The organism is Shewanella intestini, from assembly GCF_018221465.1.
Taxonomy (GTDB): Bacteria; Pseudomonadota; Gammaproteobacteria; order Enterobacterales; family Shewanellaceae; genus Shewanella; species Shewanella intestini.
In genome coordinates this window covers 117,316-142,329 of record NZ_JAAIKR010000010.1, presented here as the reverse complement: position 1 = coordinate 142,329, position 25,014 = coordinate 117,316, and the positions used below count along the sequence as shown (strand labels likewise).

Here is a 25,014-nt window from a genome sequence, read left to right as displayed (position 1 = left end):
GTGTTTATCACATCACTTTATTTGCCTATTTTGAGTAATTAACTCAAGACTAATGGTTTAAAAACACCGATAATTGCGGCTCATTCGCTAAATTAGGTCATTGGACCTTGCAAGATTGTGGGTATATTAAATGGAAATCAAAGTTAACTTTCTCGATAACTTAAGGCTTGAAGCCAAGTTTGACGACTTTACGGTCACCGCAGATCAACCGATCCGCTATAAAGGTGACGGCTCAGCCCCAAGTCCGTTTGATTACTTCCTTGCTTCGTCAGCCTTATGCGCGGCGTACTTTATTAAGGTGTATTGTAAGGCGCGTGACATTCCTACCGACAATATTCGTTTATCGCAAAATAACATTGTTGACCCTGAAGATCGCTATAACCAAATATTTCAAATTCAGGTGGAATTACCTGACGATATTTCAGATAAAGATCGTACCGGTATTTTACGTTCAATTGATCGCTGCACCGTGAAAAAAGTGGTTCAGACTCAACCAGAATTTAAAATCGATACCGTTGAAAACCTCGACAGTGATACCAACGCCATGCTAATGGGACAAAGTGACAGCGACGAAAGTACCTTTATTTTGGGTAAAGACTTACCACTTGAGCAAACCATTAAAAACATGACTGGCATGCTTGGCGAGCTTGGGATGAAAATTGAAATCTCATCTTGGCGTAACATTGTGCCAAATGTGTGGTCGCTGCATATTCGTGATGCCGCCTCACCGATGTGTTTTACTAATGGTAAAGGCGCGACCAAAGAAAGTGCGTTGTGCTCAGCATTAGGCGAGTTTATTGAGCGATTAAATAATAATTTTTTCTATAATGATCAATTTTTTGGTACTGAAATCGCTAACAGTGATTTTGTCCATTATCCCAATGAAAAATGGTTTGAGCTTGAAGCGGATGATGCGCTTCCTCAAGGTATGTTAGATGATTACACCCTTGATATTTATAACCCTGATGGCGAGCTTAACGGCTCTCATTTAATCGACACCAATTCAGGTAATATTGAACGCGGCATTTGCACGATACCTTATACCCGTAAAAGTGACGGTGAGACGGTTTACTTTCCGTCTAATTTAATTGAAAACCTGTTTTTAAGTAATGGCATGAGCGCGGGCAACAACTTGCAAGAAGCGCAGGTGCAATGTTTGTCTGAAATTTTCGAACGCGCCATTAAACGCCAAATTATCGAGCAAGAAATGGTGTTGCCTGACGTGCCTAAGTCAGTACTTGAAAAATACCCAAGCATTGTTGAAGGGATTGAAGGCCTTGAAGCACAGGGTTTCCCTGTCGTTGTTAAAGATGCGTCTCTAGGTGGCCAGTTCCCTGTCATGTGCGTGACGTTAATGAACCCAAAAACTGGCGGTGTATTTGCTTCATTTGGCGCGCATCCGAGTATGGAAGTTGCATTAGAGCGCAGTTTGACTGAGCTATTACAAGGGCGCAGTTTTGAAGGTTTAAATGATGTGCCTAAACCGACCTTTAATAGCATGGCGGTGAGCGAACCTGAAAACTTTGTTGAGCACTTTATTGACTCAACCGGGGTGGTGTCATGGCGCTTCTTTAGCAGTAATGCTGATTATGAATTTAACGAGTGGGATTTTTCTGGCACAACAGAGCATGAAGCAAATAGCTTATTTGCCATTCTTGAAAGCTTAGGTAAAGAGGTTTATACCGCGGAGTTTACTCAGTTAGGCGCATCGGCTTGTCGCATGTTAGTCCCTGACTTTTCAGAGGTGTATCCGGTTGAAGATCTTATTTGGGACAACACCAATAAAGCGCTAAATTACCGCGAAGACATTTTAAATCTACACCGTTTGTCAGACGATGAACTTGTCGATTTAATTAACCGTTTAGAAGAAAGCCAGCAAGATAATTATACTGATATCCGCACCATGATTGGCATTGTGTTTGATGAAAATACCGTGTGGGGACAGCTCACTATTATTGAGCTTAAAATCTTAATCTTTTTAGCCTTAGGTGCGCATGAAGAAGCACTAGAGCTGGTGGAAGACTTTTTACAGTTTAACGATAACACCGTTGAGCGCCGCTTATTCTATCAAGCGATTAACGCCGTGTTAGAAGTTGAGTTAGATGACGAACTGCAACTTGAACACTTTAGCGCTAACTTTAACTGTATGTTTGGTGAACAAGTGATGCAAAATGCCATTGGCAGTGTTAATGGCAGTGTACGTTTTAGTGGCTTAACGCAAACAAGCATGGCGCTTGAAGGTATTGAGCCACATTTACGCTTAATTGAAAGTTATAAAAAGCTGCATCAAGCGCGTCAACTGGCTGGAAAATAATCCACATCAATCCCTCTTAGTTGTGCTGCAAGCGAATCCTTCGGGGTTCGCTTTTTTTTGGGGGGAAAAAGACAAGTTAGCGTTTTTGTTGCTACAAATAACGCTAAGGCCAAGGTTTTTATGTCGCTTTATTTGCTAATGATATGGTGGTTTTTGTTGGCGGCCGGAAATTATGTTTGTCGCGTAGATCAAATATTTTTAGTTTTTTTTTGTATATACGTATTTTCATATATACAATTAAAATATGCGAATAATCATATATATGTTTTTTCATACTTGATAGCACGTTTATATGATTAAGCTAGCCGCGAGCGTGTTGTAAATCGTTAACGCCATTCATGCGATGTTTTGCATTTAACGGTTAATCAATACCAACGGTTGAGGATTGACGATAAGTGAGTGACAGCGGAAATACATTGTTTGTGCACCAGTTAATGAGCTGGATTATCGTCAGCATTTTTAAGACAACAAAATAGATGAGAGTTGCAGATGGGTATTTTTGAACGCTATTTATCAGTATGGGTTGGCCTAAGTATTGTGGCTGGTGTCGTATTGGGGTTATGGCAACCTGACGTATTTCAAGCCGTTGCAGGGCTTGAAATTGCACATGTGAACGTCGTTGTGGCGGTATTTATTTGGGTAATGATTTACCCAATGATGGTGCAAATAGATTTTAGTGCTGTAAAAGATGTCAAAAATAACCCTAAGGGATTGTTTTTAACTGTGGTGATTAACTGGTTAATTAAGCCTTTTACGATGGCGGCATTAGGTTGGCTATTCTTTAATGTGTTCTTTATTGATTTTGTTGACCCTGCGTCGGCTCAAGAATACATCGCGGGGATGATTTTACTAGGCGTTGCACCTTGTACGGCAATGGTGTTTGTCTGGTCACAATTGACCAAAGGTGACCCGAATTACACCTTAGTGCAAGTGTCTGTTAATGACGTGATTATGATTTTTGCATTTGCACCTATTACGGCTTTTTTATTGGGTGTAAGTGATATTCAAGTGCCTTGGGAAACCTTACTTTCGTCAGTGGTGTTGTATGTGTTATTGCCATTAATTGCTGGGGCATTAACCCGTCAACGCTTAAATAAAGCCGGTGATGATAACGCATTACAAAGCTTATTGGCGCGTTTAAAGCCTTGGTCTATGATCGGCCTATTGGCCACTGTGGTGCTGTTATTTGGCTTTCAAGCCAACACCATTATTTCACAGCCGCAAACCATTGCCTTTATTGCAATTCCGTTAATGATCCAAACTTACGGGATTTTCATCATTACTTATGCCGCGGCAAAATGGCTCAAACTGCCACACAATATTGCTGCTCCTGCTAGCTTAATTGGTACATCTAACTTCTTTGAGTTAGCGGTTGCAGTGGCTATTTCATTATTTGGCCTGCATTCGGGCGCCGCGTTAGCGACTGTTGTTGGGGTGTTGGTCGAAGTCCCTGTTATGTTGTCATTAGTCGCGATTGTTAACCGCACTCAACACTGGTTTAAAGCCGCTTAATATAAACGCCTTTATTGAGGCTTTAGGTGACAATAACCCATTGATGGGGCGCAGATGATGCGTCCCATTTTTTATGGCTTATTTTTATCCCCAGGGTGTTATTGGTATCGTTTAAGCACGTTAAGATTGTTATTTGTTTAATCGCCCCCATAATATCGGCATAGGATATCTGCCCGTTGCCGCGGCGCGCAAAGGCAGGTAATTAGTGGTGACCAATAGATAACCTTGGGCGCACAACCATTGTCATAATAGAGAAAAACCATGAAATTTGATGACGTAGTAATTGAAGATTTAGCTGAACTTGAGCGTTTTATCGTAATGATTGAAAGCGGTGTTTTGGGGCTTAAAAATGTTGCGGGCATAGGCATGGCAACAAGTAATGCTGATGGCCGTCATTTCGTGGCGGTGTTTGCTGATAATCATCAACTATTGTTAGGACGCTGGGTAAGTGACGACGTGTTTATTAACGGTAAAGACATGGTACAAAAAGGCATTAAAAAGCAATAACGCTTTTAGGTAGAACAAAGGGGGCAGGTTAACACTGTCGCTTAGCGGTTTTATGCTTAGGCTGGCGAATTAGTTGAACGGTTTGACGGCTATTGATTATCGGCATCGACTATTAGCGACTGGCTATCGACGATTAGTTAGTGACTATTAGCTAGCGACTATCGAGTATTAACGGTCAGCGATGACGATAGCTGTGAGTGGTGGCGGTTCGCCGAGTAAATGGCGTTTACTTATCGATCTGATACATTTCTTAAATCGGCGGCGGATATTAGCGGGTATGATTATCTGCTATTTAGTTTTTTTTAGCGGCGATAAATAGCCAATGATTAATATTGTGGGATAAAAAGTCCATAATGATTGGTTTTAATATCCCTTTTTGTTTTGCCCAAGCTTTACTAAGATTCATTCATCGATTAAACGTCATCCTTTATTTTTCTAGTTTGACTTATCTGGCTAAGCATTTTTGATTGATGTTATATAAATGCTGATTGGCCACCAACACCATTACTTGGAGTAAGCACATGACTCATCAAATCATTAAAGATCTAAACTTCCGTTACACAGCAAAAAAATATGATGCCACTAAACGCATTTCTGCTGACGACATGACAGTCATTAAAGAAGCAATTCGTTTGTCAGCTTCTTCAATTAACTCTCAACCATGGAAGTTTATTGTGCTTGAAAGTGATGAAGCTAAACAACGTTTCCATAATACGTTTGCTAACATGCATCAGTTTAACCAACCACATGCCACTGAAGCGTCACATATTGTGTTGTTTGCCTATAACCCTAAATACACTAAAGAAGATTACCGTAAAGTGGTTGATAATGAAGTTTCTTCAGGTCATTTACCTGCTGAAATGCATGGCAACATGCTTAATGGTGCGTATGCTTTTGCTGAATTGAATACTGACGAAAACGGTTATAACGGTTCTTGGACCAAAGCACAATCTTACATTGCTGTTGGTAACACCTTGCATACTCTTGCGCGTTTAGGTATTGATTCAACACCAATGGAAGGCGTAGACCCGGCACTTATTGGTGAAGAGTTTAAAGCTGAAATAGGCGAATATGTGTGTGAATTTGCTTTAGCAATGGGCTATCACAAAGATGGTGACGACTATAACCATGGTCTACCAAAAGCACGTTTAGCTGAAGCTGAAATCATCACTGTACTTTAAGGCAGTATGATATTGGGTTAATTTATGCGCTTTGCTCATTAGCAGTAAAAGCTCGGTTTTCCCCATTTATTGACCCAATGAAAAGCCAGAACAAATTGTTGTGGCTTTTTTGTGGGTTAATTTTTTATTTTTACTCGGTCTTTACCAACGCTTGATGATGACTGAGCCAGTCAGTCTATTGGGTTGTAAGCCGGTAAACTTATGCTCTACTTGAGGTGTATTTTTTGGCCGCGAGTGCAATTTCACTGCGCAGCCATTGGTGGCTTGGGTCGTTATTGCGTGAGGGATGCCAGAACATGGCAATATCAATACGTTCTTGTAAAAATGGGGCTTGTAGCTGTTTTAGCTGGTATCGGTGCTGGTATTGGTCCATGAGTTGTTGCGGTATTAACCCCAAATAATCCGTTTTTTGAATAATAGGTAACACTTCCATGGTGCTGCTGGCCTGCCAAGCAATGGTGCGCTGTTGCAAAAGGGAGTCATCTTTTAACCCACGACCGGTTAAGTAACCTGCTTTTTGGTTTTTTGAGCCAATAGTAATGTGTTTTTGTTGTAAAAATTGCGCTTGGGTAATGCTTGTGCCAACAAGCATTGGGTGATCTTGACGGCAGGTTACACACACCTTGTCTTGCATGATCACTTTCGAACGTAACAACGACGATTGTTGTGATTTCACTTCTATTAATATGTCAGATTGCTGGGTACGCAACATGTCGGCGGGATCTTGTCCGCTGATGGCATCAATGTTCATGCTGGCAAGGGGCGCGACTTGACTGAGTCTCATCGCCAATTCAGGTAATAATGTAAACCCAAAAACGCTTAATGCTGAAATGACAAACTGTTTGTTACACACCGCAGGGTCGAACTTTTGATATTCCGGCAAGGTGTAAGCAATGTTTTCAATTGCGTTGGCAAGTGTAGGGTATATGTCCAGTGCAAATTGAGTGGGCTCGACACCATGACGGCAGCGAATAAACAGCGGGTCGTTGAAAATCTCTTTTAAGCGGCTGACACCTTGGCTGACTGCCGATTGGCTAATGCCTAATTTTTGGGCCGCTCTGGTGTAGTTTTTTTGCTCCATGATAGCCACAAAAGTGGGAATTAAGCTGTAGTCTGAGTGCTTCATTTCTTAACTCTTTAGCGATTAAACCTAAGTATTATTAGATATCTTATATCACATATCAGCAATGTGGTCATTATTGTCACTATGATGGGGTCATGGTTAAGGATATTTAGGAAAAAGGCTTATATGAAATCAGCATTTGTGGATCGTTTACTCCCAGTTTTTTCTTTGCAAAGCCGTTTGCGTGGCGTGAAAAAAGTCATCGTCATGGTGTTTATTATTGCGACGGTACTGTTTAAATTCAGCGCATTTATGGGAGCCATGTTATTAGGCGCGTATTTGCTCGCGCCGCTAGGTGAGATCAATTCTAAGGACATTGATATGAGCCAATTTAGCAATACGCCTAACGACACCATGATGATGTTTTTTAATAATGAGTTCTTTAGCGGTTACTTATTTACGGTGACCATCGCACTGGTCGCATTTGTGTTGTATTTGCTGTGGCAGGTACATGAAGTGGCAGTGCATAAGGCCCAACAGCGTAAGAGTGTTCATATTCAATTGGTGTTTGCGTTGTCGTTATGTGGCTTGTTATTGCACAAGGCGTGGTGGGTGCTGGCAATAATTATTGCATTTGCTAATTGGGCGCAAATTGGCCAAGCCATTAGCCGTGTTATCGGCAATGGGCTTTATGGGGATGCACTTAAAGACAGCGCTGCGAAAAATAGCACAACAACTAATGCTCCGAGCAGTAACTCAGCACCTCCTGTTGCTAACGAAGATGGCGTGCCCTCTACTTCAACGACAACGGAAGCGGTCAAATCTGTATTGCCAACGGTTGATAACTCATCGGAGGTTCGATCATGAAAGAAGTGATGATCCCTTATATCTTATTAATGTGGATTTTAGTGGCCACGGGTGCCATTAAGTGGACCATGAAAAGTGGCTTTTGGATTGTTTTTGGTGGCGCGTTTATTTTGGCTATCTTGGCCATTGTTTCACGTCTTTGGGCACCAGTAGACTTAACGTATTCATCAACCATTAAAGCGCCACATGCGGTATTGTCGCCACTTGTTGGCGAGCAAATTGACGAGATTTATGTGTCACATAATCAATGGGTGCAACAAGGTGATGTTATTTACACTTTAGTTGATACTCGCTCTGCTGCCGATTTAGAGAAAATTCGTGCTTCTATCGTGCAGCAGCAAGAGTCTATTGCGCAAATGACGCGCGATATCGAACGTGCTGTCATTTCGCCTGACATCTTTAATGAACGCGATGTAGAAAGTTATCGCTCACAATTGCGTATTGCGCAGTCAACGTTAACCTCACTAGAAGCGGATTTTTCCCGTGTCGAGTTTGAACAAGAGCTAAAAACAGTGCGTGCGCCTTTTGATGGCCAAGTGGCAATTGTGAATGTGGCCAATGGCAGCCGTATGGGCAATATGCACCTTTATGATACTAAGCGTAAATTTATGGAAATGCGCATTCCAGACCAAACCTTTCGTTATGTGGAAGAGGGACAGTTTGCTGAGTTTTATGTCGATGCGTATCCCGGTGAAGTGTTTCGCGCCAAAGTGCACAGCTTAACAGCTGGTACGGGAGAGTCGGCTATTTCACCTTTTCAAGGGCCGCAAAGCGTGCGTCAGCATGTTGGTGCGAATACCAGTGCTCATGGCCGTACGGTGATTCTTGAGGTGTTTGAGCCAGAAGGTAAAACCATTCCGATCGGCGCAACAGGTTCGGCTTGGATAGCCGCGAATAAACCGCATCCGGCACTTGGGTTTATCGATGTGATTGGGGCGGCAACGGTGCGACTGCACTCGTATAAGTCTTATTTTAATGCCATCTGATTGTCGCTAACATCAGCTAAGACTTCATCCCAGGAAAAGCGGGATGATTTACTCGCAATTGCAATAACATTGTCGGCATTGACGTTTCGGTCAATGCCTTTTTTATGCCGCTGTTTTAGCGATAGCTTTTACGGTTGCCTTTGGTTAGTCGACTTTATAACCGACACCATAAATAGAGTGAATGAGTTCGTTTTCTTGGGTGTATTCGGCCAGTTTTTTACGTAAGTTTTTTATATGGCTGTCAATGGTGCGATCGCTGACAATACGCTGGTCTTTATAGCTTGCCTGCATTAATACTTCCCGAGAATAGACCTTACCAGGCTTGGTTATTAAGGTTTGCAGCATTCTAAATTCAATCGGTGTTAGCTCAACGTCATGATGATTAACTTGGCATTGAAATTTTTCTTGGTTTAGCATGACATCACGATAGACCAGCGTTGTCGGCTCATGATCAACATTGTGCGGTTGTACTCGGCGTAAAATCGCTTTCACTCTAGCGACCACCTCTTTAGGTAAAAAGGGCTTACAAATATAATCATCAGCACCTGAGTTTAACCCTATTAAACGGTCAATTTCGTCTACACGTGCGGTGCTCATCAGTATTGGTACATTGCTAAATTCGCGCACTTGTTTGCAAATAGTGATGCCATCTTTACCCGGTAACATCAGGTCTAGAATCACCACATCTGGCGCGCTTGCTTTAATGATGTCAACCGCGTCTGTACCTTCGGTTAAAATGGTTGTCTCAAAGCCATCAAGCGCAAGGTAATCCGCTAATAATTTAGCTATTTTCGGTTCATCTTCAATGACAAGAATTTGATTGTTATTCATTATTTTTCTCTTGTATTTGAGACAGCCAAATCCTTTTTACAGTGATGTTGCCTCAATGCACTGTTTTAATGCACTGGGTCGGGATGGCGTCAGTGATACATTTAAATGACTATCGGTAAATTAATTTCAACTTGAATGCCGCCCAAGGTCGATGGGCAAATACGTATTGTACCTTGATGTGCCTCGGCAATATTGCGACAAATAGCTAACCCTAATCCTGCTCCACCGCGATGACGACTGCGCGATACTTCGTTGCGATACAGTGGCTCAAGCAATTTTTGGCATTCTTGCACAGGAATACCGGGTAAACTGTCTTGAATAATAATTTGCACATAACTGCTCATGACCGTGGTATTGATAACAATTGTCCCCGGCGCGTCGGTGTATTTAAGCGAATTATTGATAATATTAGTGAGCAATTGCTGCAGACGATCACGATCGCCATTAATCATTACTGAGCCAGATAATTGTTGGGTTAGGGTTAGTCCTTGTTGCTGTGCTTGTAGCTGGGCTTTATGACAACAATGGTTAATGCAGTCAATAATATCAATGGGTTCAAAGTGGTAACGTAGTCCGCCGATATCGGACAACGACAGTTGGTAAAGATCGTCAATCAGATGAGCGAGGCGTTCTACTTCTTGGTGCACTGAATCTATTTGCGCCATATTTAAGGGTCTAACCCCATCTTTGATAGCATTAATTTCACCGGTTAATACGGTTACAGGGGTTCTTAATTCATGGGAAATACTGGCTATCCAGCGCTGTCTGACACTTTGGTTTTGCTGTAAATGTAGCGCAAGGCGATCAAGATCGCCCATCAGTTGTCCAAGTTCATCATGGTGAGTGGGGGATAAGCGTGTGAGGTAATCACCATTAGACATGCTCGATACTCGTTTCAACATACGTTGAATAGGGGCAAGAAACACTCGGGTTAATAACAGCGATACCCCAACCGATAAGCCTAATGCGACAAGGCCAATTAGCATGCTCATTAACCATTGACGCTTAGAAAATGCAGTGCCTTGGGGGCTGTTGATACGCCTTTTCGCGTTAGTTACCAATGTCCCGACAATCTGTTTATCGACTTTTATGTAAACTTTGACCCACTGTTTTTTTGGTGTCCGAGGAACGGTACCTGCAATAAATTGATCTTGGGCGTTAAATAATGCCGTAGGTGACGTGTGTCGTTGTTTAAATGGCTTTTGGTGCAATGGTTTTAGTGATGATTCTACCGTCGTTGCCGATGTGGCCGCATTTTTATGTTGTTCCTCTTGTTCATGGACTAAGGGCGCATGGGGTGGATGTTGAGTTAAATGTTCATGCGCCTGATGATGCGAGAAATTGTATGCCTGATTCGCTGTTTTTATCGTTGATTTAGGCTGAAAACTGGCGGATAAATATTGTTTGATTGTGAGGCAGCTAATATGTTCCCAGCCGTCATTGTCGATATATAAGGTTGTTAGATTTTGGGCAATATTGCTCAGGCGTTGCTGTTCTAATGCATTAGCATATTCTAAAAAACCGCGTTCAAAACTCCAACGTGCTAATGATAATGTCGCCAATAAAACGACCAATGTGAGACCTAAAAAGGTCAGCATTAGTTTTTTGGATAAGCTCATGCCTAACTGCTCCAGTAAAATTTTTCTGCGAACATAGGGGCTTAAATTGGCTGCAAACTTCAGATATATTGTTTTATTAACAATTGCTTATCTAGTTGTTTTTACAGAACAACTGCCTAATTAAAGGCGGATTATATGCCAGATACTCAAGTGGTGAAAGAATATTGCGGTGAGCTTTGCCAAACAAATTCGAATCTACTAACAGGATCACATTAAAGTGGTTTTTTATGCAGGTAAAGCGCGGGAAAAATCAGTAATAATCCAGCCAGACGCAGTTAAATATGCAGTAAAATTGTTTGAAACGGTACGTTAACGAGGACGTTTACCTAACCAATGTCTGAGGATTAGGTAAACGTTAAGCGAGATTGATGAAATTATTTGTCGTTACTGGTAGCGCCAATTTTATGGATAGCTAAGTCTGCACCAATGTATTCGTCTTCTTGGCTTAAACGTAAGCTTGATACTTTATTCACCAAGGAGTAAACGATAAAGCCACCAACAAGTGCAAATACCACACCGGCAATTGAGCCTATAACCTGTGACATAAAGCTTACCCCACCTAACCCCCCGAAACTGGTTTGGCCAAAGATACCTGCAGCAATGCCGCCCCATAAACCACATATGCCATGCAATGGCCAAACACCCAATACGTCGTCGATTTTCTTACTGCGCTGCAAACGAGTGTAAATGACAACAAATAAACCGCCAGCACCGCCACCAACAATAAATGCACCGATAGGGTGCATTAAATCAGAACCTGCACACACTGCCACTAATCCTGCTAATGGACCATTGTGAATAAAGCCGGGGTCATTACGACCAACGATAAAGGCAATGATAGTACCACCGACCATCGCCATTAAGCTGTTTACTGCCACTAAGCCGCTCATGCCGTTTAAGGTTTGAGCTGACATGACATTAAAACCAAACCAGCCAACAATTAAAATCCAAGAACCTAATGCTAGAAAGGGAATATTTGATGGCGCAAAGGCAATACCGGGTTTACGACCTTGACGAGCCCCTAATAAATAGATTGCTGTAAAGGCTAACCAGCCCCCCATACCGTGAACCACAATTGAGCCGGCAAAGTCATGAAATTGAGCGCCAAAGGTGGCGTGTAGCCAGTCTTGAAAACCAGCGTTACCATTCCAAATAAGGCCTTCGAATGTGGGGTACACAAAGGCGACAATTAACATAGAAGCCACTAGAAATGGCGTAAAACTACCGCGCTCGGCAATGCCACCAGAAACAATAGCGGGGATGGCAGCTGCAAAGGTCAGTAAAAAGAAAAACTTCACCAGTTCGTAGCCATTATTGGCAACTAATACCTCTGCGGAGGCAAAAAAATTGTTGCCGTAAGCAATTTGATAACCAATAAAAAAGTAGGCAACAGCTGAAAAAGAGAAGTCGGCAAGAATTTTAACCAACGCATTAACTTGATTTTTGTGACGTACGGTTCCGACTTCTAAAAAGGCAAAGCCAGCGTGCATTGCTAGCACCATAATGGCACCTAACAAAATAAATAATGTATCTGCACTTTGCGCTATGACGCTAATCGCATCACTAATATTGTCCATAAAGCATTTCCCGATATTCTTCTCTTTATCAATTGAGTTGCTTAGTTAGCAATATTTATTCCTACTAAATAGGTTCGCGCTGTTTTTATATGTCATTAAAGTACAAGGTTATGATATTTAGAATTTAATTTTATTTTAATCGCCACTATTTTGGTGCGTAAGTTATCACTCAATCGTCATATTGGTGCAAACATTGTGGCGGGGATGACGCATGATTGTGCGTGCTTGCCTTTATTTGGTGCAACCTCAATAGACATTGCCGATGACAGATTAACATCCGCGATGACCTATTAGGCTTGTTGATACCGCTCTTTATGGGGGTTTATTGAGTGTGATTAGACGTGTTGGTCTTCATCGGTTGTTATGTGGTGTTGCTATGAACAGATAAAGGGTGGAGAGGAAATTGAATGTTATCAGGGGTAGTGGCTTGTGATGGTTTTGATGTGCTAATACTGATAATTGGTGTTGTTAAGGTTTGTTTGTTGTGTTGTGTTTTATTGATAAATAGAATTAACGTATTGCTTTAAAGGATAAAAAAGTATGATTAAAAAGAGTCTGATGTGTCATTTAGTTTGATTAATGATCATCTACGTTTCTTTGGCAGTATCGTTATCGTAATAAAAAGAGTTAGCCCTATGAACAAATTTTTACGTCGTCAAGTTGGGTTTACCTTACTTGAATTAGTTGTGGTGATTGTTATTTTAGGTATTTTGGCTGTGATTGCAGCGCCTAAATTCATCAATTTAAAAAATGATGCCGTTAAAGCAAATTTAACTGAACTTGAAGGTAATTTGAAATCGGCTAATAGCTTAGTGTTTTCAAAGGCTGTTATTCAAGGTAAAGAAAAAGCCATTAATGGCAGCGTTGAAGTTAATGGCCAAAATGTGTCGACGATCATGGGTTACACCAATGCTGTAGCCGGTAATATAGAAAAGGTTCTTGATGGATCCTTTTTTGAAATGAACAATGGCACCGAAGAGTTTGATGAAGATTGGGGCATTTATTATCAGCCTGCTACAGGAACGAATACAGCTAAAAATAGCGATGCTGTTGCGATTATTGTTCCGCATGGATATACCACACATTCAGAGTGTAAGCTTGTTTATATTGTTGATGGAAATGCACAACAGCATACTGGCTATTTTATAGATAACGCAGACTGTTAATTTCTGTTACTGCTTTGCATCATAAAAAAACGCTAACCGAGGTTAGCGTTTTTTTATGTTCTATCTGACAGCCAGATTATCAACAAGGCGTTGTCGCCATTATATTAGCGGATAGGGGCTAAACATTTATCTGCTCTGGCTTGTCATTCACTAAAGTCACCGCCAACTAAGCTTGGGTCATCGCGGTCCGCGTGGTGGCATAAGTGATGAAACCCTGCTGGGAATTGTTGCTCAACATGTCACTTTTCCATTCTTTTACGTTCACAAAACTCCACCTCAGTATCTGCCAGTAATGGATGATTTTATTGGTATTTAGGCATAATAACGTTGCGGTTTGTTGTGCACGCCCTAATGAGCTAGTTAAACACAGCTCAACATGCGCCAAATACGGTGGTAAAGCGTTCGTTTGTTCGATGCCCTGTTAATGGAGTGTCAGGTAAATCTTGCCATTTTTAAGATGGATTCAAACCGTTTTTCCGTGGTGGATAAAATATAACTCACCCATGTTATTCCTTATTTACAAGGCTCGCAGCACAGGTTCCTTGCAGTGAAGGCAATGGATAACTGCCTCACAAAAGACTGTAATTGCTTTATTTAAGGGGGCAGACTAGCGGTGTCAAATTAACACGCGCTAAGCAAGCAGGTTAGCTAAGCCTTGTTAGCAATTTAAATGACATTAGCAATGGTTAGCGGCCTTTAATGAAACCGTGAATAAGCTGACACTTTTAAGTTAATTTTATGGCTGTTTTTGATAAAACAGGCGATATAATTTAATTTTATAGACGAGCAGTCTAAAATAAACGTTATAATAAAAATGATCGCAAATATTGGAATTCAACATGCCCCACCGTGCCATAACAATGTTATCTAACTCAGCCGCGTCAACGATGGTACAAGCGCGTCGGGGCCGACCACCTAAAGATGGTCGTCAACGTATCGACACCCGCAGTGAGTTGATTCAAAGTGGATTAGCGGTGCTCACAGAGAAAGGGTTTGTGATGTCTGGTATCGATCTTATTCTCAAGCAAGTGCGAGTGCCAAAGGGATCATTTTATTACTACTTTGCGAGTAAGGAAGCTTTTGGATTGGCGGTAATAGACAGTTATGCCAGCTTCTTTGCCCATAAATTAGATAAACACTTACTAAATGATGCATTTTTGCCGCTTGAGCGTATTGAGCAATTTGCACAAAGTGCTATAGAAGCTATGGCGCGCTTTGAATTTAACCGAGGTTGTCTGGTCGGAAATTTAGGCCAGGAGGTCGATCAGCTACCTGAAAGCTTTAGACCCGTGTTAATTGATATTTTTGCCAGTTGGCAGTTACGACTGCAGCAGTGTTTAGATGCGGCTATTGATGCTGGGCAAGTGGCAGCAACAGCCAATACCCAGCAATTAGCTGAATTTTTTTGGATTGGTTGGGAAGGGGCGGTTAGCCGTGCACGATTAGTGAAAAGTGCAGCGCCACTGCGCCATTACGTAGATTGTTTTATCGCAGGCTTACCTGTTGATAAAACGCTGGATCAGATCAATAGCTTGTAAAGAGGAATAATCATGTTTAACGGTATTTTAATTGAAAAAGATGATCAAGGTTACCGCGCGAGTGTCGCCGACATAAATGACAATGCACTGCCAGAAGGTGATGTCACCGTTAAGGTGTTATATAGCACCTTAAATTATAAAGATGGCTTGGCGATTACCGGTAAGGCACCGGTGGTTCGTCAGTTTCCATTAGTGCCCGGCATTGATTTAGTTGGTGAGGTTTTACAGTCTGATTCGAGCAAATTTACCGTTGGCGATAAGGTGTTATTAAACGGCTTTGGTGTTGGTGAAGTGCACAGTGGTGGTTTAGCCCAAAAAGCGCGCTTAAAAAGTGACTGGTTAATCCCCTTGCCACAAGGTTTTAGCCCTAAACAAGCCATGTCGATAGGGACTGCCGGCTACACGGCAATGTTATGTGTATTGGCGCTGGAGAAAAATGGGGTAACACCTGATAAAGGTGAAGTATTAGTCACCGGTGCTAATGGCGGCGTGGGTAGTTTTTCTGTGGCGATATTAGCCAAATTAGGTTACACCGTTGTGGCGTCGACGGGGCGTGTTGAGCAAGCGCCTTACTTACAAAAATTAGGTGCAAGCGAAGTGATTAACCGCCAAACATTATCAGAAGCGGGGCGTCCATTAGCGAGAGAGCGTTGGGCTGGTGCGGTTGATTCAGTTGGTAGCCATACACTCGCTAATATTTGTGCTAGCACCCAATATGGCGGCACAGTGGCGGCATGTGGTTTAGCTCAAGGCATGGATTTACCTGCGACGGTTATGCCGTTTATTTTACGCGGCGTGACCCTTGCTGGTATTGACAGCGTTATGCGTCCGCTTGCTGATAGAGTGGAAGCGTGGGATAGATTAAGCCAATTGATTGATGACAATACCTTTGATGATATTGCGACCGAAATCAGCTTAGCGCAAGTTATCGACACTGCGACACAGTTAATGGAGGGGAAGGTTCAAGGACGCGTGGTCGTAAAATTAACTGATTAACTGATTAACTGATTAACTGATTAACTGATTAACTGATTAACTGATTAACTGATTAACTGATTAACTGATTAACTGATTAACTGATTAACTGCTGTCTATGACACTTTATTGCGTCATTGAGTATGTTGTTAATGGATAAAAAAATGCCTGCCAAATGACAGGCATTTTTGTTGGTATTTGCCAATACACCTTTAGATTACGCTTGTTGATATTCACTTGGCATTGGCTTAATACGATACCAATAGCGTTAAACACTCTGTATTTAGCGCAGTTGTGAATAAATGGCGTTTACCAAATACGCACACGTTGATCTTCTGGTAAATACATTTTGTCGCCAGGCTTAACATCAAATGCTTTGTACCATGCATCGTGGTTACGCGGCGCAAGTGCGCGGTAACGTCCCGGCGCATGAGTACCACCACGTAACTGGTTAAGCATGCTTTGTTCAGTACGCTTTTCCTTCCAAACTTGCGCCCATGCTAAGAAGAAACGTTGATCGCCAGTTAGGCCATCAATAATCGGTGCTTCTTTGCCTTTTAAGCTCAGCTTATAAGCGTGGTATGCCATCGCGATACCACCAACGTCACCAATGTTTTCACCCAAGCTGTTACGGCCATTAACGAAGTTATCAGCAATGGGTTCATATTGACTGTATTGCGCGGCGAGCATGTCAGTTTTTGCTTCAAATGCACTGCGATCAGCATCAGTCCACCAGTTACGTTGAATACCGTTAGCGTCAGATTTTGAACCTTGGTCGTCAAAACCGTGACCCATTTCATGACCAATTACAGCGCCAATACCGCCATAGTTCACAGCAGGGTCGGCATTGGGATCAAAAAATGGGGGTTGTAAAATAGCGGCTGGGAATACAATTTCGTTGAACGAGCTGTTGTAGTAAGCGTTAACATATTGTGGTGTCATACCCCAACGATTTCGATCGGTTTTCTTCAATTCTTTCGCCACACTGTCAGCGTGGAAGAAACGACGTAAATTTTGGATATTGCCGACAAGGTTATCTTTAGACAGCGATAAACCATCAAAGGTTTGCCATACATCTGGGTAGCCAATTTTAGGTGTAAATGCCGCAAGTTTTGCACGAGCATTTACTTTGGTTTCTGCGCCCATCCAATCTAAACCGTCAATACGCTCACCAAGTGCGGTGCGAAGGTTTTCGACCAATTGCGCCATTTGTTTTTTTGATGACTCTGGGAAGTAACGTGCTACATACACTTTACCAATAGCAAAGCCTAAAGATTGAGTGCCAGACATTTCTTCTACTGCGCGTTTCCAGCGTGGACGAGGCTCAGCTTGGCCACTTAAGGTTTTGCCAAAGAAGTCAAAACTGGTGTTATAGATGTTTTCAGATAACAGGCCGGCGTTGTTACTTAAGGTATGGAAAGTTAAGTAATCTTGCCAAACGTTGATAGGCTCATTGTTGATAAGCTTTATCATGGCTTTCACAGGCTCGGGTTGTGAAATGTTCACTTGAGGCACTTGATAACCGGTTTGGGTGAAAAATAAATCCCAATCAAAGCCTGGGTAAGCACTTGCTAACTCGGTGCGTTTAATTTGGTTAAGCGTTAAGTCGCGGTCACGGCGTTTCTCACGTGGCCATTGGCCTTGAGCAATTTTAGTTTCTAGTGCCAAAATACCTTGGGCGCGCTGTTGCGGATCTGATACGTTGGCAAATGCCAGCATTTTTGCAATGTGTGCCACATACGCGCTGCGAATATTAACGAAGCGTTCGCTGTCTTCTAAATAGTACGAGCGGTCGGGTAAGCCTAATCCGCCAGCACCTAATGACATTTCATATTTATTTGGATCTAAACGGTTAAACCACATGCCGCCGCGAATTGGCGAGTCAGTGTTAGTTAACCAAGCTTGGCCAAATATTTTAGTTAAGTCGGCAACTGATTTAACGCCATTAATGTCATCAAGAATAGGTTGAATAGGTTTAACACCTAATTTATTGATGGTGTCAGTGTCCATGTAGGCGTGATAAAAGTCAGCAATGAGTTGTTCTTCTTCATTTAGGTCAGTGCGACTGGTGATATCGTCGATAATGGCTTTTACTTGAGTTTCACTGCGCTCTGCAAGACCGGTAAATGCACCATAGCGGGTCTTGTCTGCTGGCATTTCAAAGTTATCGTACCAATGGCCGCTGGCATACATGAAGAAATCATCACCGGGTTTAACATTGAGATCTCGGGCTGATAAATCTACCCCAAATGAGCCCAATTCTGCTTTCGCTTGAGTTGCCGCTTGTTGAGTCGGTTGGGTTTTATTGATGTCTGAGCTGCCGCAAGCACCTAAAAACGTGGTTGCTAGCGCGATCGCGATTAACGATTTTTTCATTATGTTGCTTCCTTGTTTGCTTCCTTTGGGAAAGAGCGTGGCATTTGTTGCTAATTTTTATTGTTATTTGATTTATTTTGTAAAAACGAATCTATCTTGAAAGACTGGTAAAAAATGTCAACTAACAATTTGTTAGCGTTCGTTACACTGATGAGATGTTAGGTGTGCTTGATCAATATCATTGACTGCGGTAGATAAATTAGTGGTTATAGATGGCTTAAATAAGCTATTGGTTAAACGAACTGAGCAATTAATTGACTGGGTTTAGCATTGTTAGATTAGAAGGTGAGTTGAAGGACGCTGTGGTCACTAAGTTACAATAAAGAGGGGAGAGGTTGAATAAATGCCAACGTTTGGATGCTGGTTTAACTGGCGTAAGGTAATGAATATAGATAACTTATGTTGGAAATGTTTGCAATTAAAGAGGAATTTGCGGCGCCAACAAATCCCTCTTTAATAGATATAATGTCATGCCGTTATGCCCAAAAATCATCATCACCCATCGCACGTTTAAGTTGCTGTGCTTCTAAATACTCATCGAGGCGTTTTTTCACACATTTTCGATGTTGTAATTCTTCTGCAGCCTGTGGGTTTTTAGGCTGAGTCATTGCATTGATTTCTGCGTCATTGGGTATCGCGTTAATTAATTGTGCCATAGATAATATCCTCAAAAGTGCATATGGGTAACTCGGTTTATTTTGATTTATGCTATTGATATTAAAGTTTATATCCTAAATTCACTCACGAGTGTTGACAAATAAACACAGAATATTAGTGAGTGCTGAAGCTGAAATTTATCAGGGCGAAAATAAGAAAAATGCGATCCAGTTAACAAATGTATTTGTATGCGTATTTATTTATACAAAAGTTGCTTATCTTGAGATCTATCGCACATTTTTAACGGAGTTGATGGCAAAAGGTAATGTTAATGTTGGTTTGTTGTGTGAGGTTAAATAGCAATTAGCAGAGTGAGAGCTTTTAAAAAAGCCTGATAACAATGCAATTATCAGGCTGAGTATTGACTGCTTTAACACCTTGATGAGAGACAAGGGTATTGGCTTTTTTGGCTTAAGCGATATGGGTCATTTCATTGACAATAAAAGACTCTACTGCATCTTGTGTTGCCGCAACGTAATCTGCAAGGTGTTGGTTATTCATATGCACTTGCCATAAGTCGCGTGATTGCCAATTTTCAAAGAACATAAAATGAGCTGGATTTTCATGGTCTTGATGAAGGTCATAATTGATGCAGCCTTCTTCAGCACGTGTCACTTCAATCAGTTTTAATAGTTCTGATTTAACCAATTCAATTTTATCAGCTTTAGCAACGATGTTAGCAACGATAGTTAATTTGTTCATATTGATACCTTTTGATGTGTAATATTTTCAATGATGTCTTTCGATGTGTTAAAGAATAGTCGTTTTTAGATAAGTTAAACACCGCTTTGAGATTGAATTATTGTCAAAAATATTTTGAAAATAATATTTTATTACTTGTTATATTTTATTAAATACGAAGGTCATCGCCGTGTGTTGTCTCGCCACCGGCTAATGGCTTTGTATTGGGGTGATTGTTTATGTTTACACGGCATGTTGTGCTATCCACTGTTTGGTAAATTGAATAAACGTTGTCAGCCTTGTTGATTGATCAATAAGCTGTGGATGTATTAAGTAGGTGTTAAAGCGCTCAGTGATGACATCAGGTAATACGGTGACTAATTTGCCTTGGGCAATATCTTCATCAACTAAATATTCGGGTACTAAAATAATTCCATGATGTTGCAATGCCAGCGTTTTTAACATGCGGTTGTCATTGATAGATATTTGCGGCTTGATGTTAAGTGGTTGTTTGTTTAACCACCAGGTTTCATGTTCTATTGCCGTTAAACATTGATGTTGCTGTAGTTGCTCGATTGATGTCGGGATGCCAAATTGTTTAAGGTAGTGAGGTGAAGCGCAGCAAATATGCCGGTATTGATAAAGCTTTTTCGCCACCATATTTTGTGGGGGATTATTGGTTGCTCGCAAGGCAAGGTCATAATCATTTTGGGTGAGGTCATGGGTTTTGTAGCTGCAATCGATACTGAGCGTTACCTCAGGGTAAGCTTGATTAAACTCACGGCAAATGGGTAACAAAAAACGTTGCGTAAATAAACTGGGGGCAGTGATGCGAATTTGCCCTGATAAACTTGCATGATCATGGCGGATCTGGCGGTCAAGATCAATTAATGAGCTTTTAATGCTTCCCATACGCGCTAACACTAATTGACCTTGGGCGGTGAGTTTCACGCTGCGGGTAGAGCGTATTAACAACGGCCGGCCCAGCTCTTGCTCTAACTGTTTAATCTGTTCAGATAAATAACCGCGTGATATTCCCAACGTGTTTGCCGCTTCAGTAAAGCTCAGTTGGCGGGCCACTTCAGCAAATAAGAATAATCGTTCAAACTTTTTGTGTTCTCTTAACATCCTTTTTGTATCTCATCCTTATCAACAAGTCGATTGCGTGAATTGTAGTGGTTTATTGATCGTTATAACAAATAATGATTTTGGTTTTTGCTCTTTCTCATGACAGCTTATTGAGTACACTATGTAACACATTTATAACAAGTTGCGCCTTATGAAAAATTATCCCATTCGTCGTTACCTTCCTCATGCTAGCTCAATTGTATTTGGCTGCATGGGGTTGGGCGGTAGTTGGAACGCTGTGGCTTATACTGCTGAGCAAGTTAACCAAGCTAACCGAGTGATTGATTCCGCGTTAGATAATGGCATTAACTATTTTGATCATGCCGATATTTATACTTTAGGTAAGGCTGAACAGGTGTTTGGCCAAGCGTTAAAGCAGCGAAATGATCGTGACAATATGATTATTCAAACCAAATGCGGTATTCGTTTTGAAGATGAATTCGGTCCTAAGCGTTATGATTTATCAGCAAACTGGATTACTTATAGTGTGGAACAAAGCCTTAAACGCCTACAAACTGACTATATTGATGTGTTAGTGCTACATCGTCCCGATCCGTTAATGCAAGCGGATGAAATTGCAGATGCATATTTAAGGTTGAAACAAGCTGGTAAGGTTAAATTTTTAGGTGTGTCGAATATGCACCAGCACCAAATGCAACAAATACAAGCGGCTTTATCTGAGCCGTTAGTGTTAAATCAAATTGAAGTGAGTCTGCAACAACATGCATGGTTAGATGAAGGTGTGTACGCCGGTAATGTGCAAGGCAAAGACACTAACTTCAATGCTGGGCTTGTTAATTATTGTGCTGATAACCATGTGCAAATTCAGTCCTGGGGAAGTTTGTGCCAAGGCATTTATAGCGGCGCACCAATCAGTGATCAGCCTTATGGCGTTAAGCAAACCGCGCAATTGGTGGCGCAATATGCCAAGCAATATCAGGTCAGTGCAGAGGCGATTGTGATTGCTTGGTTAATGCAGCATCCGGCGCTTATCCAACCTGTTATTGGCACAACCAATATCGAACGCATTAATGCTTGTGCCCAAGCGCCTAAGGTCACGTTAACGCGTGGACAATGGTATGGATTATATGTCAGCGCCAAGGGCGTAGCGTTACCGTAACAATTGACTATGGAGCAAGAGTAAATGAAGTACTTAATGGCTGTAATCTTGATTGGTTTGACGTTGATAACCGGTTGTCGATTGGTGTGGGCGCAAACGGAATCAGTAGACCCAATGGTTGATATCTATGAAAAATACTTACTCAGGGATGTCCGTGACGATATTTTTTATTTTGTTATGCCTGATAGGTTTAACAATGGCGATTTAAGTAATGATAATGGCAGTGTGAGCCCGGGTGAATCTCACGGTGGTTTTGACCCATATTCTGAGCGCGGCTTCCATGGCGGCGACATTAAAGGGATTGAGGATAAACTTGAATACCTTCAATCGTTAGGGGTGACGGCCATCTGGATGACCCCCATTTTACGCAATAAAGCGATTCAACATGATGGTATCGCGCATCATGGATATTGGATTGTTGATTTTACTGAAATTGATCCGCACTTTGGCTCTAATGATGATTTAAAACAATTGATTAATGCAGCTCATAATAAAGGTATTAAAGTCTTTTTTGACATCATCACTAATCACACTGCAGATGTGATTAAGTTTGAACAATGTCACCAGATAGACGGTACTTACCAGGTTGGCCTGCAAGAGTGTCAGTATAAATCGATTGCCCAATTAGCCAGTGGTGATCGCTATACGCCGTTTGTATTACCAAGGGAAAAGCAAGTTAAAAAGCCAGCTTGGTTAAACAACCCTAAGTTTTACCATAATCAAGGTGATAGCACCTTTAAGGGAGAAAGCTCTTTAAACGGTGATTTTAGCGGTTTAGATGATTTAAATACCAGTCATCCACAAGTGATTGCAGGGATGATAGAAATCTATCAAAACCTCATTACTGAATTCAAGCCAGATGGGTTTAGAATTGATACCGTGCGTCATGTTGATATGGCATTTTGGCAGGCTTTTAGCCCCGCGATTATTGACCATGCTCATGCAGTTGGTATTCCTAAATTTCATGTTTTTGGTGAAGTCTATGACACGTCTCCTAAAGCGTTAAGCCGTTACACGACAGAAGGTAAGCTGCCGTCAGTATTAGACTTTGCGTTCCAGCAAGTGGCTGCGGATATCTTTTATCGAGGAAAAAGCCCTATGTTAGCTAAAGAGTTATTTGAGCAAGACTCACTTTATGATGATGATGACAGCAGCGCAGATTTACTGATGACGTTTTTGGGTAACCATGACATGGGGCGAAGCGGATATTTTATTAATCAACATGATGCGACTCAAAGTGATGCCGATAAACTACAGCGGAGTATTTTGTCGCATGCTTATATGATGTTGTCTCGGGGAATTCCGGTTATCTACTATGGTGATGAGCAAGGTTTTACTGGTGATGGTAATGATATTTATGCTCGCGAGGATATGTTTAAGTCGAAAGTGGTGAGTTATAACGACAATGTTTTATTGGGTACAACAGCATCGACTGCTGATGATAATTTTGATCAACAACATCCGATTTACAACGCAATTGCGCGTCTGAGCCAATTTAGAAAGAACCATCAAGTATTACGCCGAGGTGAATACCAAGATAGGTTTTATGAGCATAACAACCCGGTATTTGCTTTTGCTAGGGTCGATGAGTCTATCGGTAAAGAATGGCTGATTGTATTTAATAGCGGCACAGTACAAAAACAGTTGTCATTTTCTTTGCAGGGCAAACGTTTCGTGCCCATTCTTGCTGCACAATCCGCTAAGCAAGTTGATGATACCTTTTACCTGATCTTGCCGCGGTTAAGTTATGTTATTTATGAGCGTCTATAAACTTAATTATTGCGATTGTGCTAACAGGTCATATGGTTTTTACAGTAAAAAAAACGGTGAGCTAATGCTCACCGTTTTTATATCGAATACTTGTTTATTGCTCGTGGCAATCAGCACATTCTTTGATAGTTAGCTCAGGAGTATGAACTTCTTTATCTATTTCATGTGCGCTGTCCATGTCATGACAGTCATTACACGTTGCCATTGTTGCGTCCATTTCAGTATGTTCTTCAACATTCACTTTTTCATGGCACTCAACACAATCAACAGCGTATACAGAACCCGTAAAAGTAAGTGCAGCAATAAATGCTAAATATTTCATAGTACTCCAGTTTCATTAGTTTGTGGCTACCAAGCAATGTCGCTTGGCCAAATACAAATGCTGAACCAATAAAACCCATCTCGTATTACAATATTCCATTACTTTAAACCGAAACATATGGGTAGTTTATAAGCGCATTATTGGTAGTGTTAGAGCCTCATGACAATATTTTGGCAAACGTTAGTGATAAAACCATTTTGCAAATCATTGAAATGATGTGTGCTTTAACCTTCGCTAGCTATTTTTGTCATTGGGTATTAAGTGAGTATTAATTTTGTGGATTGAAGTCTTTTTTTGTAGGGTAAATCACATAAATATAACCCAGTAATGTGCGAGAACAAATGTGTGGGGGATGGTCTAAATCGTGTAATTAAGTCGTGCATGATGATTCGCTAAATCACGTTCTTGATACTTCAATTAGGTTTGTGTAATGAAAAGCGCTAGGCTATATGCAGTTAATATAGATAGGGTAAAAAGCTGACATGTCAAAAAGTCATCAAACGTCTCGCTTAAGCCAGTGGGGCTCAATTGTTTTAGCTGTTGGGTTATTAATTGCTGTGATTGTAGCTGTGGTGACAATTAACCATTCTCATGAAAAAAAATCGCCTGAAAACTGGACTGCATTTGTGTATAAAAATGGTTACGAGTCTGCCGCCTATGAAATGAAAACCGGTTTTAATGATTACCAAAGCTGTAAAGCGTTTTCGCAAACCTTGTCTTATAAGTTTGGTGAAGTGCCTTGGCAGTGTGGTTTACGCTGTAGATTTGATTCAATGCGCCAAGGATATCAATGCGAAACGATGGAAAACCATTGATAAAGGTCA

General features: G+C 41.4%; 21 protein-coding genes. 12 read left to right on the top strand and 9 right to left on the bottom strand.

Features of this window, described 5'->3' with window-relative positions; genetic code table 11:
* Positions 1-130 precede the first annotated feature (130 nt).
* The 4 genes from G3R48_RS11320 (at position 131) to G3R48_RS11305 (ending at position 5,514) form a co-directional block, all read left to right on the top strand.
* Entirely contained in the window at positions 131-2,314 is a 2,184-nt protein-coding gene (locus G3R48_RS11320) for an OsmC domain/YcaO domain-containing protein (RefSeq protein ID WP_153664159.1), read from the top strand.
* Positions 2,315-2,803: 489 nt separating this feature from the next.
* A complete protein-coding gene (arsB, locus tag G3R48_RS11315) occupies positions 2,804-3,826 on the top strand; it encodes an ACR3 family arsenite efflux transporter (RefSeq protein WP_153664157.1) in 1,023 nt (340 codons plus the stop codon).
* Positions 3,827-4,087: 261 nt separating this feature from the next.
* On the top strand, positions 4,088-4,333 hold the full coding sequence (locus tag G3R48_RS11310; protein ID WP_153664155.1) for a hypothetical protein: 246 nt from the start codon (positions 4,088-4,090) through the stop codon (positions 4,331-4,333).
* A gap of 521 nt (positions 4,334-4,854) precedes the next feature.
* Positions 4,855-5,514 (top strand): nitroreductase family protein, encoded by a 660-nt coding sequence (locus G3R48_RS11305; protein ID WP_153664153.1) that lies wholly within the window; start codon positions 4,855-4,857, stop codon positions 5,512-5,514.
* 199 nt (positions 5,515-5,713) lie between these two features.
* On the opposite strand, the gene G3R48_RS11300 is transcribed toward G3R48_RS11305, so the two are convergent.
* Positions 5,714-6,640 carry a LysR family transcriptional regulator gene (locus G3R48_RS11300; protein ID WP_153664151.1) on the bottom strand — a complete coding sequence of 309 codons (927 nt, stop codon included), beginning with the start codon at positions 6,638-6,640 and terminating at the stop codon, positions 5,714-5,716.
* A 123-nt stretch (positions 6,641-6,763) separates the two neighbouring features.
* Between G3R48_RS11300 and G3R48_RS11295 the strand changes: the two genes are divergently transcribed.
* Both G3R48_RS11295 and G3R48_RS11290 read left to right on the top strand, forming a co-directional pair.
* On the top strand, positions 6,764-7,444 hold the full coding sequence (locus tag G3R48_RS11295) for a hypothetical protein (protein WP_212593317.1): 681 nt from the start codon (positions 6,764-6,766) through the stop codon (positions 7,442-7,444).
* Complete coding sequence (locus G3R48_RS11290) at positions 7,441-8,430, top strand: efflux RND transporter periplasmic adaptor subunit (protein ID WP_153664149.1); 990 nt, start codon at positions 7,441-7,443, stop codon at positions 8,428-8,430. Before G3R48_RS11295 ends, G3R48_RS11290 begins: the two co-directional genes overlap by 4 nt.
* Positions 8,431-8,574: 144 nt before the next feature.
* Here the strand turns inward: G3R48_RS11290 and G3R48_RS11285 are convergent, their stop codons facing one another.
* From G3R48_RS11285 to G3R48_RS11275, 3 genes are all read right to left on the bottom strand, one after another.
* Positions 8,575-9,264, bottom strand: coding sequence for a response regulator (locus G3R48_RS11285; RefSeq protein WP_380713775.1), 690 nt, complete (start codon positions 9,262-9,264; stop codon positions 8,575-8,577).
* A gap of 98 nt (positions 9,265-9,362) precedes the next feature.
* Positions 9,363-10,880, bottom strand: a complete 1,518-nt coding sequence (locus tag G3R48_RS11280; RefSeq protein WP_153664145.1) for an ATP-binding protein — start codon at positions 10,878-10,880, stop codon at positions 9,363-9,365.
* A gap of 374 nt (positions 10,881-11,254) precedes the next feature.
* Entirely contained in the window at positions 11,255-12,457 is a 1,203-nt protein-coding gene (locus G3R48_RS11275; RefSeq protein ID WP_153664143.1) for an ammonium transporter, read from the bottom strand.
* A gap of 635 nt (positions 12,458-13,092) precedes the next feature.
* Here G3R48_RS11275 and G3R48_RS17360 point away from each other — a divergent pair.
* The 3 genes from G3R48_RS17360 to acuI all read left to right on the top strand — a co-directional run bounded on the left by G3R48_RS17360 (position 13,093) and on the right by acuI (position 16,157).
* Positions 13,093-13,623 (top strand): pilus assembly FimT family protein, encoded by a 531-nt coding sequence (locus G3R48_RS17360; RefSeq protein ID WP_153664141.1) that lies wholly within the window; start codon positions 13,093-13,095, stop codon positions 13,621-13,623.
* 839 nt (positions 13,624-14,462) lie between these two features.
* Positions 14,463-15,161, top strand: coding sequence for an acrylate utilization transcriptional regulator AcuR (gene acuR, locus G3R48_RS11265; RefSeq protein WP_153664137.1), 699 nt, complete (start codon positions 14,463-14,465; stop codon positions 15,159-15,161).
* A 12-nt stretch (positions 15,162-15,173) separates the two neighbouring features.
* Positions 15,174-16,157 (top strand): acrylyl-CoA reductase (NADPH), encoded by a 984-nt coding sequence (acuI, locus tag G3R48_RS11260; protein ID WP_153664135.1) that lies wholly within the window; start codon positions 15,174-15,176, stop codon positions 16,155-16,157.
* A 288-nt stretch (positions 16,158-16,445) separates the two neighbouring features.
* Here the strand turns inward: acuI and G3R48_RS11255 are convergent, their stop codons facing one another.
* From G3R48_RS11255 to G3R48_RS11240, 4 genes are all read right to left on the bottom strand, one after another.
* On the bottom strand, positions 16,446-18,512 hold the full coding sequence (locus tag G3R48_RS11255) for a M13 family metallopeptidase (protein WP_153664133.1): 2,067 nt from the start codon (positions 18,510-18,512) through the stop codon (positions 16,446-16,448).
* Positions 18,513-18,988: 476 nt separating this feature from the next.
* Positions 18,989-19,168: a PA3496 family putative envelope integrity protein gene (locus G3R48_RS11250; protein ID WP_153664131.1), complete on the bottom strand. Its 180-nt coding sequence runs from the start codon at positions 19,166-19,168 to the stop codon at positions 18,989-18,991.
* A 412-nt stretch (positions 19,169-19,580) separates the two neighbouring features.
* Positions 19,581-19,871 (bottom strand): putative quinol monooxygenase, encoded by a 291-nt coding sequence (locus G3R48_RS11245; RefSeq protein ID WP_153664129.1) that lies wholly within the window; start codon positions 19,869-19,871, stop codon positions 19,581-19,583.
* A 222-nt stretch (positions 19,872-20,093) separates the two neighbouring features.
* Positions 20,094-20,978 (bottom strand): LysR family transcriptional regulator, encoded by an 885-nt coding sequence (locus G3R48_RS11240; RefSeq protein WP_153664127.1) that lies wholly within the window; start codon positions 20,976-20,978, stop codon positions 20,094-20,096.
* Positions 20,979-21,129: 151 nt separating this feature from the next.
* On the opposite strand from G3R48_RS11240, the gene G3R48_RS11235 reads away from it, so the two are divergent.
* Both G3R48_RS11235 and G3R48_RS11230 read left to right on the top strand, forming a co-directional pair.
* Positions 21,130-22,098, top strand: a complete 969-nt coding sequence (locus tag G3R48_RS11235; protein WP_153664125.1) for an aldo/keto reductase — start codon at positions 21,130-21,132, stop codon at positions 22,096-22,098.
* Positions 22,099-22,134: 36 nt separating this feature from the next.
* The gene (locus G3R48_RS11230; RefSeq protein WP_228497424.1) at positions 22,135-23,868 is read left to right on the top strand and encodes an alpha-amylase family glycosyl hydrolase; all 1,734 of its coding nucleotides are present in this window, start codon (positions 22,135-22,137) and stop codon (positions 23,866-23,868) included.
* A gap of 94 nt (positions 23,869-23,962) precedes the next feature.
* Here the strand turns inward: G3R48_RS11230 and G3R48_RS11225 are convergent, their stop codons facing one another.
* Entirely contained in the window at positions 23,963-24,190 is a 228-nt protein-coding gene (locus G3R48_RS11225) for a cytochrome c3 family protein (protein ID WP_153664121.1), read from the bottom strand.
* Between the two features lie 482 nt (positions 24,191-24,672).
* On the opposite strand from G3R48_RS11225, the gene G3R48_RS11220 reads away from it, so the two are divergent.
* Positions 24,673-25,005 carry a hypothetical protein gene (locus tag G3R48_RS11220; protein ID WP_194823879.1) on the top strand — a complete coding sequence of 111 codons (333 nt, stop codon included), beginning with the start codon at positions 24,673-24,675 and terminating at the stop codon, positions 25,003-25,005.
* Positions 25,006-25,014 lie beyond the last annotated feature (9 nt).

What these genes read in the sequence shown, in the direction of transcription:
- G3R48_RS11320 (WP_153664159.1), top strand. Translation starts at nt 131, where the DNA reads ATGGAAATCAAAGTTAACTTTCTCGATAACTTAAGGCTTGAAGCCAAG.
- arsB (WP_153664157.1), top strand. Translation starts at nt 2,804, where the DNA reads ATGGGTATTTTTGAACGCTATTTATCAGTATGGGTTGGCCTAAGTATT.
- G3R48_RS11310 (WP_153664155.1), top strand. Translation starts at nt 4,088, where the DNA reads ATGAAATTTGATGACGTAGTAATTGAAGATTTAGCTGAACTTGAGCGT.
- G3R48_RS11305 (WP_153664153.1), top strand. Translation starts at nt 4,855, where the DNA reads ATGACTCATCAAATCATTAAAGATCTAAACTTCCGTTACACAGCAAAA.
- G3R48_RS11300 (WP_153664151.1), bottom strand. Translation starts at nt 6,640, where the DNA reads ATGAAGCACTCAGACTACAGCTTAATTCCCACTTTTGTGGCTATCATG.
- G3R48_RS11295 (WP_212593317.1), top strand. Translation starts at nt 6,764, where the DNA reads ATGAAATCAGCATTTGTGGATCGTTTACTCCCAGTTTTTTCTTTGCAA.
- G3R48_RS11290 (WP_153664149.1), top strand. Translation starts at nt 7,441, where the DNA reads ATGAAAGAAGTGATGATCCCTTATATCTTATTAATGTGGATTTTAGTG.
- G3R48_RS11280 (WP_153664145.1), bottom strand. Translation starts at nt 10,880, where the DNA reads ATGAGCTTATCCAAAAAACTAATGCTGACCTTTTTAGGTCTCACATTG.
- G3R48_RS11275 (WP_153664143.1), bottom strand. Translation starts at nt 12,457, where the DNA reads ATGGACAATATTAGTGATGCGATTAGCGTCATAGCGCAAAGTGCAGAT.
- G3R48_RS17360 (WP_153664141.1), top strand. Translation starts at nt 13,093, where the DNA reads ATGAACAAATTTTTACGTCGTCAAGTTGGGTTTACCTTACTTGAATTA.
- acuR (WP_153664137.1), top strand. Translation starts at nt 14,463, where the DNA reads ATGCCCCACCGTGCCATAACAATGTTATCTAACTCAGCCGCGTCAACG.
- acuI (WP_153664135.1), top strand. Translation starts at nt 15,174, where the DNA reads ATGTTTAACGGTATTTTAATTGAAAAAGATGATCAAGGTTACCGCGCG.
- G3R48_RS11255 (WP_153664133.1), bottom strand. Translation starts at nt 18,512, where the DNA reads ATGAAAAAATCGTTAATCGCGATCGCGCTAGCAACCACGTTTTTAGGT.
- G3R48_RS11250 (WP_153664131.1), bottom strand. Translation starts at nt 19,168, where the DNA reads ATGGCACAATTAATTAACGCGATACCCAATGACGCAGAAATCAATGCA.
- G3R48_RS11245 (WP_153664129.1), bottom strand. Translation starts at nt 19,871, where the DNA reads ATGAACAAATTAACTATCGTTGCTAACATCGTTGCTAAAGCTGATAAA.
- G3R48_RS11240 (WP_153664127.1), bottom strand. Translation starts at nt 20,978, where the DNA reads ATGTTAAGAGAACACAAAAAGTTTGAACGATTATTCTTATTTGCTGAA.
- G3R48_RS11235 (WP_153664125.1), top strand. Translation starts at nt 21,130, where the DNA reads ATGAAAAATTATCCCATTCGTCGTTACCTTCCTCATGCTAGCTCAATT.
- G3R48_RS11230 (WP_228497424.1), top strand. Translation starts at nt 22,135, where the DNA reads ATGGCTGTAATCTTGATTGGTTTGACGTTGATAACCGGTTGTCGATTG.
- G3R48_RS11225 (WP_153664121.1), bottom strand. Translation starts at nt 24,190, where the DNA reads ATGAAATATTTAGCATTTATTGCTGCACTTACTTTTACGGGTTCTGTA.
- G3R48_RS11220 (WP_194823879.1), top strand. Translation starts at nt 24,673, where the DNA reads ATGTCAAAAAGTCATCAAACGTCTCGCTTAAGCCAGTGGGGCTCAATT.